At 45.9% G+C, this 13,290-nt stretch carries 14 protein-coding genes; all 14 read right to left on the reverse strand.

Annotated elements, in window-relative coordinates; translation table 11 throughout:
• Positions 1-4 precede the first annotated feature (4 nt).
• The 14 genes from BLU87_RS15805 to BLU87_RS15870 all read right to left on the reverse strand — a co-directional run bounded on the left by BLU87_RS15805 (position 5) and on the right by BLU87_RS15870 (position 13,288).
• The gene (locus BLU87_RS15805) at positions 5-337 is read right to left on the reverse strand and encodes a PilZ domain-containing protein (RefSeq protein ID WP_092350605.1); all 333 of its coding nucleotides are present in this window, start codon (positions 335-337) and stop codon (positions 5-7) included.
• An 87-nt stretch (positions 338-424) separates the two neighbouring features.
• Entirely contained in the window at positions 425-682 is a 258-nt protein-coding gene (locus BLU87_RS15810; protein ID WP_092350607.1) for a hypothetical protein, read from the reverse strand.
• A gap of 28 nt (positions 683-710) precedes the next feature.
• Positions 711-2,585, reverse strand: a complete 1,875-nt coding sequence (locus BLU87_RS15815; RefSeq protein WP_175498434.1) for a penicillin-binding protein activator — start codon at positions 2,583-2,585, stop codon at positions 711-713.
• Positions 2,586-2,621: 36 nt separating this feature from the next.
• Entirely contained in the window at positions 2,622-3,734 is a 1,113-nt protein-coding gene (gene dnaJ, locus BLU87_RS15820; protein ID WP_092350611.1) for a molecular chaperone DnaJ, read from the reverse strand.
• Between the two features lie 69 nt (positions 3,735-3,803).
• On the reverse strand, positions 3,804-5,714 hold the full coding sequence (gene dnaK / locus BLU87_RS15825; protein ID WP_092350613.1) for a molecular chaperone DnaK: 1,911 nt from the start codon (positions 5,712-5,714) through the stop codon (positions 3,804-3,806).
• A gap of 34 nt (positions 5,715-5,748) precedes the next feature.
• Entirely contained in the window at positions 5,749-6,348 is a 600-nt protein-coding gene (gene grpE, locus BLU87_RS15830; RefSeq protein WP_092350615.1) for a nucleotide exchange factor GrpE, read from the reverse strand.
• A gap of 83 nt (positions 6,349-6,431) precedes the next feature.
• Positions 6,432-7,472, reverse strand: coding sequence for a heat-inducible transcriptional repressor HrcA (hrcA, locus tag BLU87_RS15835; RefSeq protein WP_092350617.1), 1,041 nt, complete (start codon positions 7,470-7,472; stop codon positions 6,432-6,434).
• 173 nt (positions 7,473-7,645) lie between these two features.
• Positions 7,646-8,779 (reverse strand): radical SAM family heme chaperone HemW, encoded by a 1,134-nt coding sequence (gene hemW / locus BLU87_RS15840; RefSeq protein ID WP_092350620.1) that lies wholly within the window; start codon positions 8,777-8,779, stop codon positions 7,646-7,648.
• A gap of 72 nt (positions 8,780-8,851) precedes the next feature.
• Complete coding sequence (locus tag BLU87_RS15845) at positions 8,852-9,133, reverse strand: hypothetical protein (protein ID WP_092350622.1); 282 nt, start codon at positions 9,131-9,133, stop codon at positions 8,852-8,854.
• Between the two features lie 2 nt (positions 9,134-9,135).
• The gene (locus tag BLU87_RS15850) at positions 9,136-10,182 is read right to left on the reverse strand and encodes an FAD:protein FMN transferase (RefSeq protein ID WP_092350625.1); all 1,047 of its coding nucleotides are present in this window, start codon (positions 10,180-10,182) and stop codon (positions 9,136-9,138) included.
• A gap of 67 nt (positions 10,183-10,249) precedes the next feature.
• Positions 10,250-10,705: a ferritin family protein gene (locus BLU87_RS15855; protein WP_092350627.1), complete on the reverse strand. Its 456-nt coding sequence runs from the start codon at positions 10,703-10,705 to the stop codon at positions 10,250-10,252.
• An 82-nt stretch (positions 10,706-10,787) separates the two neighbouring features.
• On the reverse strand, positions 10,788-12,014 hold the full coding sequence (nqrF, locus tag BLU87_RS15860; RefSeq protein WP_092350629.1) for an NADH:ubiquinone reductase (Na(+)-transporting) subunit F: 1,227 nt from the start codon (positions 12,012-12,014) through the stop codon (positions 10,788-10,790).
• Positions 12,015-12,053: 39 nt separating this feature from the next.
• Positions 12,054-12,662 (reverse strand): NADH:ubiquinone reductase (Na(+)-transporting) subunit E, encoded by a 609-nt coding sequence (gene nqrE, locus BLU87_RS15865; RefSeq protein ID WP_092350631.1) that lies wholly within the window; start codon positions 12,660-12,662, stop codon positions 12,054-12,056.
• Between the two features lie 11 nt (positions 12,663-12,673).
• A complete protein-coding gene (locus tag BLU87_RS15870; RefSeq protein WP_092350633.1) occupies positions 12,674-13,288 on the reverse strand; it encodes an NADH:ubiquinone reductase (Na(+)-transporting) subunit D in 615 nt (204 codons plus the stop codon).
• Positions 13,289-13,290 lie beyond the last annotated feature (2 nt).

Below are 13,290 nucleotides of genomic sequence, written 5' to 3' on the forward strand. Positions count from 1 at the left end.
ATTGTCAGCGTCTCAAGGTGTCCAGATAGCGACTGAAAGCCTGCTTTCCGGTTTCAAACTGCGTCAACTGAACTCCCATCCCTGCTTTATTAGCAAGACGGATCAAGTTTGGTGGGACTTTTTTCGCCCAGCGGACTCGCCCATACACGATCACCTGTTCTTCATTCGGCAAAATCAATTCAATCAGTAATTTGGTCCCCGGTCGTTCCGGTTGCCCCGTGATAATATACAATCCACCTTCTGAAGCGTCCCCGGTAAAAGCGACTTTCTTCGGATAATCAGTACCAAAACGTACCTTGAGGCGTTTTTTCTTCCGTTTCTGGCTCCGCTCTATCATCGACGACCCTCCTATGACTCACAGCCTACGACAGAACCATTAGCACTTAAAGTAAGATTTTAACGGTAATGCGCGCTGCTCACGATCTTATTTTTTCAAATAAAATAGCAAGATAGCCCCAGTTCCCGCACCAATACCGCCAAGAAAAATACCCATAATGGCCCGGTTCCTCTGCTTATGTAACGACTCTCTGAGTTCAAACGAAGCTCTCCCTCCCAATGATTTCGTAAAACCGACGACGCAAGTATTCTGAACTTTTAGCTGATAAACCTGCCTGATCCCGATGAAAGCAGTACCGAGCCCAACCAGAAGGATCACAATCGCGATCATCTTCCATCTAGCCACGATGATTTCCTGACAGTTAATTGATGACTTATTCGGTCTCAACAACCCGACCGCGGCTGAATTGTAACAATGAGAGTAACTTGATCGCTTCACCGTAGGTATCAAATCCACTGGTGCCCGTCACGCCACGATAATCTTTCACTGCAGCGAGTTTTTTTCGTAAGTCATCACGGTTTACGACAGCAGGATCATCCATAACTTGGAGTAACAGTGTGGCGACATCAAACGCTTGAGCCCCAAGGATCGTTGGTTCTTCCTGATATGCTTGACGATACAATTCCATAAAGCGCCGGACTTCAGGTTTTTTGCTGCCAGGATAAAAGGCATCCACAAAAACAGCATCTTTAAGAAAGCGTCCAGCTTGACTGGCTAACTCAGAAGAGTTCCAGCCATTGATCCCCAGCAATGTAACATCTTTTATCCCGTAAAAAACTAACTGCGGAGCAATCTGACTGATTTGTTCCGCATAATCAGGGATAAACAGAGCGTGGAACGGAGCTAATGGATATTCCAGCTCTAATGGTTCCTGCTGCTCTTCCTCTCCAACTTCAACTTGTGGGATCCTGACTTCCCGATCTTCCCAGAGCAGTTTCTGAATCTGTTTTCTAAAATCAGTACTGTCTTCCGGGTAACTGACGATATCAACAATTTCTCCACCTGAGGCTTGCAGCTCCTGAGTAAATAACTGCGTCATTTTTTCACCGAGGCGATTTTCAGGGTAGAGAATGGAGAAGGAAATATCTCCTTTGGCCAACGCATAATGGACCAATCTCTTCACCTGCTGTTCTGCTGTCAGCGTATCACGAAAAATAAAGTTACCTATTTCTGGTAGTCCCTCAGTTTGCGCAAAAGTGACCATCGGCACCATTTCACGTTGGGCACGGCGCGCAGCATCTCCAGCGGCAGTCCCGAGCAACGGACCAATAACCGCTATCACCTTATCATCGTCAGTGAGACGACTGACTAGCTGTGCAGAAGTAACCCCGGAAACAGCCGTATCTCGGTAGACAAAGCGGGCGGGAAGACGCGTTTTATTGTGTTCCTGTAAGGCTAATTCCAATCCCTTTCTAACCAACTCTCCATAGGATTGAAACCGACCACTTAAGGGGATGAGGACGCCAATACTGTCACGACTGAGCCAGTTTTCAGCATTTGCTCTCTGCTGCAATTGTTCAGCTTCTTGCCAGTATGGAAAGGTGACACTGGAAGCAAACAGTTTGCGTAGATGGTCTTTTGCCAAATCTGTTTGCTGACGGACAAAGGCGCGGCGCGCCAATTGTAATTGGGCATCTTGTCCGATTGCTGTCCCCTGCCACATAAAGGCAGCTTCCGACAGATCCGCATCATGAATTTGATTCTGCAGGATCTGGTGCGCCTGCTCATAAATGGGGGCCGGAGTCGGACTATAGATGAGTTGCTGTTGCAGATAATATAAGGTCTTGAGGAATTGATTATCAGCGCTCGCGGCGACAGCCAACGCTTGATAGAGCTTTAGATTGTCTGCTGTAGATAGTTGTTTACCAGGTAATCCCTGCAGGTATTGCAGGCCTCTTTCATACTGACCTGTTTGGATCAAGCTGGTCCCTAATAACAGATCAACTTCGGGCCCTCGATCAGCAATGGGGATACGTTGTAAATAAAGAATCGCATCTCCATAATTTTGTTGTTGTGAAAAGACCCGGCTAATCAATACCAGGGCTCGCGCCGTATCCGAGGGATTCTGGTTTTGCTGAACAAACCCACGTAGAATGGCGAGGGCTTGATTAAGTTTCCCCTCCTGAAATAACTGCTGCCCCTGCCTCAACTCTCCAGCGTCTGCTGCTGCAACAGAAGTGACAGAAACAGAGCACAGCAGCGTCGCAAGCAGCGCTCCAATCAGAGTCTGGTTAAAAATCCGCGTCATGGGCACTCCATAATTCATAACATCGAGAACTGAATTTCAGTCAAACAACTCTTTCACCTTATCAAAAAAACTCTGCCCTTGGGGATGAATATCCTCTCCGGCCTCTTTGGCAAAATCTTCAAGGAGCTCCCGCTGACGAGCATTCAGTTTTGTTGGCACCTCAACTTTTAGAACCACCAATTGGTCCCCACGCCGATGGTGCCCTTGCAAAGCCACAATCCCTTTACCTGAAAGTTTGAAAATCTTTCCAGATTGGGTCCCTGCTGGTATTTTCAGATTTAGCTTACCTTCCAAAGTCGGGACTTCAAGATCACAACCGAGAGCGGCCTGGACAAATGAAATCGGAATTTCACAGATAACATCCTGTCCTTCACGTTGAAACAAAGAATGTTCTTCAACGCTGATAACGACATAAAGATCCCCGGGTGGGCCCCCTTGAGAGCCAGAATCACCTTCACCACTCAGTTTCAAGCGGATACCATCTTCGACCCCCGCAGGAACCTTCAGTGCGACAGTACGCTTACTCTTAACCTGCCCCGTGCCACGGCAGTCAGGACAGGGATCAGCGATAATCTTCCCTTTTCCATGACAATCAGGACAGGGACGAGTCATGGTAAAGAAACCTTGCTGATAACGGACCTGCCCTGCGCCACCGCAAGTGGAACAAGTTTGCGCTTCAGTTCCTGGCCGTGCCCCCGACCCATGACAAGTATCACATGTCTGCTTGCGTGGTAATTGGAGGTTTTTCTCAGTCCCAAAAGCGGCTTCTTCAAAGCTGATGGTCAGATTATAGCGCAGGTCATCTCCGCGCTGTCCATGCCCTCCCCGACGTGATCCCCCGCCGAAGATATCACCGAAGATATCACCGAAGATATCCTCAAATGGAGCACCCCCAAAACCACCGCTGGAGAAGCCACCGGAACCGTTAACCCCTGCGTGCCCAAACTGGTCATAGGTCGCTCTTTTCTGAGGATCAGAAAGGACCGTGTAGGCTTCAGTGAGTTCTTTAAACTTGTTCTCTGCTTCTGCGTCCCCAGGATTTTTATCGGGGTGATACTGGATTGCCAAGCGGCGATAGGCCTTCTTTATTTCTGTCCCACTGGCGTTTTTATTGACTTCCAGAACGTCGTAGTAATCGAGCTTTGCCAAAATATCTATCCTGATCTAAAAAGACAGACGCCGGGCCTTGAATATCCCGGCGTCCGTTGTTCTGGAAATTTATTTCTTTTCGTCGACGTCTTCGAACTCTGCGTCGACAACATCATCAGCAGGTGAAGCATCAGAAGCAGCTCCGCCATCGCCAGCAGCCTCGCCAGCACCTTCCTGAGATTGAGCGTACATCATTTCTGCCAGCTTGTGCGATGCTTGGGCCAAGGCTTCACTCTTAGTCTTGATCTCTTCAGGATTATCTCCCTCAATCGCCGTTTTCAGCTCGGCTAGTGCGTCTTCAATTTGCTTCTTAGTTGCACTGTCTAACTTCTCACCATGTTCTGTCAGTGATTTTTCTGTGGTGTAAGCCAACCCATCAGCCTGATTCCGGGCTTCAGCCAACTCGCGCTTGTGTTTGTCATCGCTGGCATGCGCTTCGGCATCCTGAACCATCTTATTAATTTCTTCTTCAGAGAGACCGCTTGAAGCAGTAATTTGGATCGATTGCTCTTTACCGGTACCCAGATCCTTTGCAGATACGTGGAGAATTCCATTGGCATCAATATCGAATGTCACCTCGATTTGAGGAACACCACGCGGTGCTGCCGGGATACCCACTAGCTCAAAGTTACCGATGGTCTTGTTATCATTTGCCATCTCCCTCTCACCCTGAAGAACATGGACAGAAACCGCTGGTTGGTTATCTGCAGCAGTTGAGAAAACCTGGCTTTTTTTACATGGAACAGTGGTATTTTTCTCAATCAACTTGGTCATTACGCTACCAAGAGTTTCAATCCCCAAAGACAGAGGCGTCACATCCAGTAAGAGGACATCTTTGACATCGCCGGCAAGGACGCCGCCTTGGATTGCAGCACCAATGGCAACAACCTCATCAGGGTTAACCCCTTTACTTGGAGCTCTGCCGAAGATCTCCTTAACCCGCTCTTGAACTGCTGGCATCCGGGTCATACCACCGACCAGAATAACTTCGGTGATCTCATTGGCTGCTAAACCAGCATCTTTCAGTGCCATCTGACAAGGTCCAGTGAGTCGAGCGATCAATTCGCTACAGATACTTTCCAACTTGGAACGAGTCAGTTTGATATTCATGTGCTTCGGACCCGTTTGATCGGCAGTGATAAATGGCAGGTTAATATCTGTTTCCATTGAGGATGAAAGTTCGCATTTTGCTTTTTCTGCTGCTTCCTTCAACCGCTGCAACGCCATTTTGTCGCCACGCAGATCAATTCCTTGATCCTTTTTGAATTCACTTGCGACATAATCTATAATCAGCTGATCGAAATCTTCTCCACCAAGGAAGGTATCGCCATTGGTCGATTTAACTTCGAATACACCGTCGCCCAAGTCCAGAATAGAGACATCGAAGGTACCACCACCGAGGTCAAATACCGCGATGGTCATCTCATTTTTCTTATCCAGTCCATATGCCAGTGAAGCTGCGGTTGGCTCGTTGATAATACGGAGGACATTCAGACCGGCAATTTTACCTGCATCTTTGGTTGCCTGACGCTGGGAATCATTAAAATATGCCGGAACGGTGATAACAGCATCGGTTACTTTTTCACCCAGATAGTCTTCAGCCGTCTGCTTCATTTTTTGCAGTACCATGGCCGAAATCTCCGGTGAACTGTATTTTTTATCCCGCGCCTCAACCCAGGCATCACCATTGTCCGCTTCAATGATTTTAAACGGGCTGATTTTCATATCTTTTTGCACTGCTTCAGACGTGAACTTACGGCCAATCAGACGTTTGATAGCAAACAAGGTGTTTTCTGGATTCGTGACTGCTTGCCGTTTCGCCTGTTGCCCCACCAACCGCTCTCCACTTTCGGTAAAAGCGACAATCGATGGGGTTGTCCGTGAGCCTTCTGAGTTGGCAATAACAACTGGTTCGCCACCTTCCATAACGGCAACACAGGAGTTTGTGGTCCCTAAATCAATACCAATAATTTTACCCATAATCTTATATCCTCCTTAGAGATTTTGTCAGAGATCATTGCTCTTCAGCTGAATCATCAGCTTCAGTTTGTTTTTGTTCCGGAGCTTTTGCCAACATCACAAAAGCAGGTCGCAACAACCGATTATTAAGTTCGTACCCTTTTTGCATTTGCTGCACCACTGTATTCACAGGGTGTTCTTCAGATTCCATTTGCCCCATAGCTTGGTGGTATGCGGGATCAAAGGGTTGTCCCATAGCATCAACCGGCTTTACCCCGAACTTGGTGAGCAATTGGCTGAACTGACTCAGCGTCATTTGCACCCCCTCAAACAGACCGTCATTACTTTCAGCCTGTTCTGCATGTTCAACTGCACGTTCAAGATTGTCGATAACCGGCAAAATTTCCCGGAGGATATTCTCATTCGCAAACTTGGCTAAATCTTCTTTATCTCGTTGCGTCCGTTTCCGCAGATTTTCCATTTCAGCCAGAGTTCTTAAATATTGCTCCTGATGCACTTTTGCTTCACTCAAAGCCTTGGTCAGCTCATCCTGAAGTCGTTCTTTTTCATCATCTTCTTCAACAACCTCAGGCTCTTGATTCTCTGCCGTTTCCAGTTCAGTCTCAGGTTCTTTTTCCTCGTTTTGTTTTGTCACACTTGCGCTCCTTATATCTGTCAAGGCTTATCGCTCTTATTCTTTAGATTCCACCATACAAGTTCAATATTTGACTTCTTATGTTATTCAATTTCCCGATCCAACACGCGGCTAACCAGTTGCGCTGTAAAGTCTACCAAAGGAACGACCTGGGAATAATTCATCCGTACCGGACCAATCACGCCGAGAGTCCCTATGGCCCCTTTTTGATTGGAAAAGTTTGATGTAATCAAGCTACATCCCTGCAAATCAATATCACTACTTTCACTGCCCACAAAAATATGCACCCCTTGTGCAGACTGGCCGCGATCAAGCAACTCAATCAAGAGCTTCTTACTTTCAAAGCTCTGAATTAAGCGTTTCATTTTCTCTGGTGTTGAGAATTCAGGTTGACCTAGCATCAGCGATGCGCCCGAAACGTAGACCTGATCCTCAACCTCATCCTGTAAGGCGGCACAAGAAAGGCTCAATGCTTGCTTCTTCAGTCGGTCATATTCCACCCGGTCTTTATGCAATTCATCATTTAGCTTCTCGCGAACCTCTTGAATGGTCATCCCATTCAATTCAGCATTTAGATAGTTACTGATCTGTTCAAGGTCCTGAACGGTTAAAGTTGGGTCTGCTTCTATGACTTTGTTTTGGACCAATCCTGTCTCGGACACATAGATTGCTAGCAATCGGCCCTGAGATAAACGGATAAACTCTATTTGACGGAATACTGTCGAAATAAATTTAGGGGCCATGACCAGCCCAGTATACTGTGACAACCCGGAAAGAACTCGGCCCACCTCCTGCATAATGTCTTCCATACGCATATTTTTAAAGCGGTAGTTTTTCCGGAGGTTCTGTTTTTCCCGCTGATTAAGCGCACGAACTTCTAACAGGGTATCAATATAATATTGAAACCCCTTCCCTGTGGGTATCCGCCCAGATGAAGTGTGCGGGGAACAGAGCAATCCCATCTCTTCTAAATCTGCCATCACATTGCGTACCGATGCGGGTGACAAATTAAAATTGTGCTTACGGCTGATAGCTCGGCTGCCTATTGGCTCAGCAGAGGCAATGTAATCTTCAACAATCGCCTCTAAAATATTTTGGCTGCGTTCGTTTAATGATTCAGCCATGGAAATTTACTCCTGCAAATTTCAATCGTTTTGACCTTCACTATGTGTTAGCACTCGATAGAGGTGAGTGCTAAAGGTTGAGATTATCAACACCATGCCATGTTGTCAAGTCTTATGGCCGCAGGTGCATGCCTATCTTTTATTTTCTAGCAGAGGGGATCACGACTGAACTTTTATATAAAGTTGCTGATCAAATGATCATAAATAAGCCAGCCATTAACATCAAAAAAACGGCGTTGCCCGCTCGCATATAGATAGTCTTTGGTCTTCAGAATAGCTGGAGCAAAAACATCTTGAAACTCAAGACCAAACCGCCGATAAAATTCTTGTACATCAATCCCTTTGCTGGTTCGTAATCGTAGATAGGCGTATTCCTTCATCGCCCCGTCTCGATCGTATTGCTCTAACAGCTTTACGGGATCTTTTCCTTGGATCAAGCATTCTTTATAATGGTTTAAATCAGCTTCAACATGCCATCGCTTACCCCAGTGCTGATCTTGAAATCCATGCGCTCCAGCACCAATAGCAAGGCAGTTTTCCCGCTTCCAATAGACCTGGTTATGCCGGCAAAGACTATCCGGCTTGGCAAAGTTCGATATCTCATAATGGTTATAACCTGCGGCCACTAAATAGTTATGCAGCAACAAGTACATATCGGCATATAGCCCCTCATCACAGGATCTGATCTTCCCTGCCTGTTGCCGTAAAAAAAAATCCGTCCCTTCTTCATACGACAATCCGTAGACTGAGACGTGCTCTGGCTTAAAGGTCAATAATTCAGCAATTTCGCTCTCTAACGCCAGTAGATCTTGATTCGGGAGGGCAAACATCAGGTCCAGACTCAGGTTATCAAAACCCGCTGCGCGCGCAGAGATAATGCTTTCCCGTGCCTGTGCGACCGTGTGAATCCTACCGAGTTGTTGCAGTCTATGATCATCAAGCGACTGAATCCCCAAAGACAGGCGATTGACACCAGCCTGACGATATCCTTTCAGTTTTTCAAGGCTCAAGGTTCCAGGGTTGGCTTCAATGGTTATTTCTGCGGCGGGATTTATACCAAAATATCGAACAATGCAACGCAGGACATCTGCCAGCTGGTTGACCGAAAGCAGTGAGGGGGTCCCCCCGCCAAAAAAAAGAGTGTCCAGAGATAGCGGTTGAGAGTCTTGGGTCGAGGCAATTTTGATATTTCGTTTCAGCTGCTCGACGTAGTCATCAATTTGCTGTTGCTGACCAACTTCTGAGAAAAAGTCACAGTAAGGACATTTGCTGATACAGAAAGGGATATGCAGATAGAGAGCCCCCATAGATCAAGTATTCACTGAACCTATTGGGGACACTAATAATTTATGGTCACTGCGCAGGACTAAAAACAAGGTTTAACCGGGAGGAGTCAATTGCCCTGTCCGGCGTTCAAAGTCCGCCTGAATTTGACGGCACTTCTCCACGTCGCCATCGGCGCAAACGGCACTTATTGTGATGGCGCTGGAACAACTCTCAGAGCAACTACTATCCTGCCCGCAAAAGCATTGGATATCGAGCAGTTTGGCCTCGTTGCTGCTGCAACTTCCAGAAATCCCCTTGCGACCAAAGATAATTCCAATCGATAATCCGGTAAATGCAAGTAAAAATATAATTAAAGCGGGAAGTATCAATTCCATAGTTAATCCTCCTCTGCCTTGAGGTATGGTTCGAATGCACTGCTGTGCTGTTCAATAAAACGATCACCCTGTTTCACCAACATATATACTGCAAGTTGATGCGTTGTGGCAAACTCTAACCCTTTATCAGGCCCCAGGACCGTGATGGCAGTAGCCAATGCATCTGCACGCATACAAGACCGGTCAATAACTGTTACAGACGCCAAAGCATGCCTAATTGGATAGCCTGTGACTGGGTCAATTGTGTGCGAATAACGAACCCCTTCGTGTTCAAAGTAGTTACGATAATCACCGGATGTTGCCATTGCGACATCGGGCAAGTGAAGTCGCTTGCGCACGACACGCTCGCCTCCAACCGGGCTCTCTATCCCTATAACCCAGGTTTGCTGTTGTTGCTTATGGCCATGAGTGATAATTTCTCCACCAATCTCAACCAGAAAGTTTTCAATATTATTCTGGACTAAAAGCCGAGCAACAGCATCGACTGCGTACCCTTTCGCGATTCCAGAAAGGTCAAGATAAACCGACTCACTCCTTTTACGTATCTTTGGTGGGGATAACTGCACTTCCAGTTTATTGTAGCCAACTTGCGGCAGCAAGGCTTGGATGATCTTTTCATCAGGTAATTCATAAATATTAATCGTCGGGCCAAACCCCCAAAGATTGACCAGATTGCCAATAGTGATATCAAAAGCCCCATGACTGAGTTGGCTGATTTTCTGAGCCTCGTTTATAACCGTCATGGTTTCAGTGGAAACTGTCATCCAACTATCAACTGCAGCGCGATTAAACTTTGATATATCCGAATCTTCCTTATAGGTAGACATCAGATGGTCAATAACGGAAAGACGTTCATCAATCTTCGCTTTGATTGTTTTTGGATTGAACTTTTGTCCCTCTGCTGGCGCTAATTTTATATGATAGCTAGTACCCATCGTCGTTCCAGACAAGGTCACCAGCTGATCTTGAGTTGTCACATTCTGATTCAGATAGATTATGCAACCGACAATGGCTACGATAATAACTATAATCAGAGATTTAATTTTCATCACTTCTCCAAAAAAAAGCCGCATCATTAATTAGATGCGGCTCTATATGTTTATTAGCAAAACTAATTTACATTTCGTCTATCTCTAGAGCAACTCGAGACAGTTTATGTTTTTGTTGTTTTTCCATCAAGAGCAAATTTTGAAATATCTCGCGACACTCTTGAGAGCTCGCCGTTTCAGCCATCCCCTTATATGAAGCGACAAGACAAGCATCAATGTCGAGTCCGATTTTCATCACATCCTCAACCGTCATTGCCGCAGGATACTGGCTCACATCAAATGGCTGCATTAAACATTGTTCTTGTGCGTATTGATACCACGCGTCCAGGACCTTAGTTTTTACCTCATCCTGATAATTTTCTAAGGCACGGACTAAGTGAGCTTCATGACGGACAAGATAATCAAGCAACATCTTCACCCGTTCGCCTTCGGCCTTATCTGCTAGCTGCTGATAAAATGCACTTGCACGACGATGGAATTCCTGAGCAGCATTAACTATCTCTTTTGCTTGTCCATATGTCATTAAAACTCTCCTTTATCGATGATCAACCCTTAATTATACTCAATAAGCACGATGGAAAGGTTGCAACAATTAGCCGCGTAAATCAGGGACCAAAATCATCAAACATGATGTTTTCACGCTCAACACCTTGATCAAGCAGCATATTGGTCACGGCATTGGCCATCAATGGGGGACCACACATATAGTATTCACAATCTTCTGGCGCTTCATGATCTTTTATATAGAGGTCATAAAGAACATTATGAATAAAGCCTACCGGACCAGTCCAGTTGTCTTCTGGCAATGGATCGGATAGAGCACAATACCACTTAAAGTTCGGAAACTTCTCTTGTAGTTCATTTAACTCATCGACATAGAACATCTCTTTTAGACTACGTGCTCCATACCAGTAAGTCATTTTTCGAGTTGAGTGCAACCGCAACAGCTGGTCATAAATGTGGGACCGCATCGGTGCCATACCGGCACCACCACCAATGAAAACCATCTCGTTATCAGTATCTCTGGCAAAAAACTCACCGTAAGGTCCTGAAATTGTCACCTTATCACCAGGTTTCAGGTTGAAGATAAAAGATGACATCTGTCCCGGAGGAGCATCTGGAGCGTTTGGTGGCGGCGGACAACACCGCACATTCAGCATAATCATCCCTTTTTCTAAAGGATAACTCGCCATGGAATAAGCGCGCATAATCGGCTCTTTAACCACCGACTTAAACCGCCAGAGGTCAAATTTATCCCAATCCTCTTTATATTCATCCTCAATATCAAATTCCGAGTAAGACAGTTCATGTGGTGGCGCTTCAATCTGGATATAACCACCAGCCCTAAAGTCGCAATCTTCACCTTCAGGAAGATCGACGATCAATTCTTTGATAAAGGTTGCACGGCCATGATTCGAGCGAACCGTACACTCCCATTTCTTGATATCAAAAATCTCGGCCGGGATACCTAGCTTCATATCCTGCTTAACCCCAACCTGACAGCCAAGACGTAACCCCTCACGAGCTTCACGCTTGTTGATAAATCCAGTTTCAGTCGGGAGGATATCACCGCCACCCTCAAAAACATGGACCTTACATTGCCCACATGTACCACCACCACCACAAGCAGATGGAATGAAGATCCCCTGATCAGCTAAAGCCCCCAAAAGTTTACCACCAGGTTTAGTGGTGATGGTTTTGTCAGGATCATCATTGATGTAAAAGTGGATTTCACCACTGGGAACCAAACTCTTGCGCGCCACCAAAATGATGGCGACCAGCGCGAGAATAATCCCCGTGAACATGGTACTCCCTACAATTACTAGTTCCATACTATTCACCTAATCCTTAATACTCTAGTGCTACCGCTATTAAAATTGCAGACCAGAAAATGCCCGAAACGACATGGCCATCAACCCAACAATGATAAATGTCACTCCAACACCGCGTAACCCTTTTGGAACATCACTGTATGAGAGTTTTTCCCGAATACCTGCCAATAGGCAGATTGCCAAACCAAAACCGACCCCAACACCGGCACCATACACGGTACTCTCAGCCACATTGTAATCACGCTCAACCATAAACAACGCAGCACCGAGAATGGCACAGTTAACAGTGATTAGCGGAAGGAATATCCCTAAAGCGTTGTACAACGCTGGAAAATACTTATCGAGCGCCATTTCCAGGATCTGGACAATTGCGGCAATAACTCCGATATAGCAGATGAGGCCGAGAAAACTCAGGTCAAGATTGGGATAACCCGCCCACGCCAATGCACCCTTTTTAAGCAAAAAGACATAAAGAAGGTTGTTAACCGGGACGGTAATGACTTCAACAACAATAACAGCAGCACTCAGCATTAGCGCAGTATCAACCTTTTTTGATACAGCGATAAAAGTACACATCCCTAAAAAGAACGTCAGGGCAATGTTGTCAATGAAAACCGAATTAAAAAAGATCATAAAATAATGTGACATCACAGTTATTCCTATTCTTGAAGTTCAGGTTTCCAGGTACGTAAACCCCAAATGATGAAGCCAATCAGGAAAAAAGCACTGGGAGCTAACAGCATCAAACCGTTCGTGACATACCAACCACCATCGTTCACGGTGTTGAGAATGGTCACACCAAAAAGCTTACCGGAACCGAAAAGCTCACGAACAAAGCCAACAGCGAGAAGGACGACACCGTAACCCAAACCATTACCAACACCATCCAAGAAACTTAACCCAACAGGGTTTTTCATCGCAAAGGCTTCTGCCCGGCCCATAACGATACAGTTCGTGATAATCAAACCGACGTATACAGACAAAGCTTTACTCATCTCATAGAGATACGCTTTCAGCATTTGATCAATGATGATGACCAGTGTTGCAATAATGGTCATCTGCACAATGATCCTGATACTGTTAGGAATATGATTGCGGATCGCACTGATTGCCGCGTTGGAGCATGAAGTAACCAGAGTCACTGCAATGGTCATTGTCAAAGCAGTCGATAGCTTGTTGGTAACTGCCAGCGCTGAACAGATACCGAGGATCTGTAAGGCTATCGGATTGTTGTTAAATAATGGATCCAGCAGCGCGTCTTTTGCTTTTGCCATGA

Origin of the sequence: Desulfuromusa kysingii, from assembly GCF_900107645.1 — a bacterium.
Taxonomy (GTDB): domain Bacteria; phylum Desulfobacterota; class Desulfuromonadia; order Desulfuromonadales; family Geopsychrobacteraceae; genus Desulfuromusa; species Desulfuromusa kysingii.

Bases quoted from the DNA above. Each gene is read 5' to 3' on its own strand.
- BLU87_RS15805 (WP_092350605.1), bottom strand. From the start codon at position 337: ATGATAGAGCGGAGCCAGAAACGGAAGAAAAAACGCCTCAAGGTACGT.
- BLU87_RS15815 (WP_175498434.1), bottom strand. From the start codon at position 2,585: ATGACGCGGATTTTTAACCAGACTCTGATTGGAGCGCTGCTTGCGACG.
- dnaK (WP_092350613.1), bottom strand. From the start codon at position 5,714: ATGGGTAAAATTATTGGTATTGATTTAGGGACCACAAACTCCTGTGTT.
- hrcA (WP_092350617.1), bottom strand. From the start codon at position 7,472: ATGGCTGAATCATTAAACGAACGCAGCCAAAATATTTTAGAGGCGATT.
- hemW (WP_092350620.1), bottom strand. From the start codon at position 8,779: ATGGGGGCTCTCTATCTGCATATCCCTTTCTGTATCAGCAAATGTCCT.
- BLU87_RS15845 (WP_092350622.1), bottom strand. From the start codon at position 9,133: ATGGAATTGATACTTCCCGCTTTAATTATATTTTTACTTGCATTTACC.
- BLU87_RS15850 (WP_092350625.1), bottom strand. From the start codon at position 10,182: ATGAAAATTAAATCTCTGATTATAGTTATTATCGTAGCCATTGTCGGT.
- BLU87_RS15855 (WP_092350627.1), bottom strand. From the start codon at position 10,705: ATGACATATGGACAAGCAAAAGAGATAGTTAATGCTGCTCAGGAATTC.
- nqrF (WP_092350629.1), bottom strand. From the start codon at position 12,014: ATGGAACTAGTAATTGTAGGGAGTACCATGTTCACGGGGATTATTCTC.
- nqrE (WP_092350631.1), bottom strand. From the start codon at position 12,662: ATGTCACATTATTTTATGATCTTTTTTAATTCGGTTTTCATTGACAAC.
- BLU87_RS15870 (WP_092350633.1), bottom strand. From the start codon at position 13,288: ATGGCAAAAGCAAAAGACGCGCTGCTGGATCCATTATTTAACAACAAT.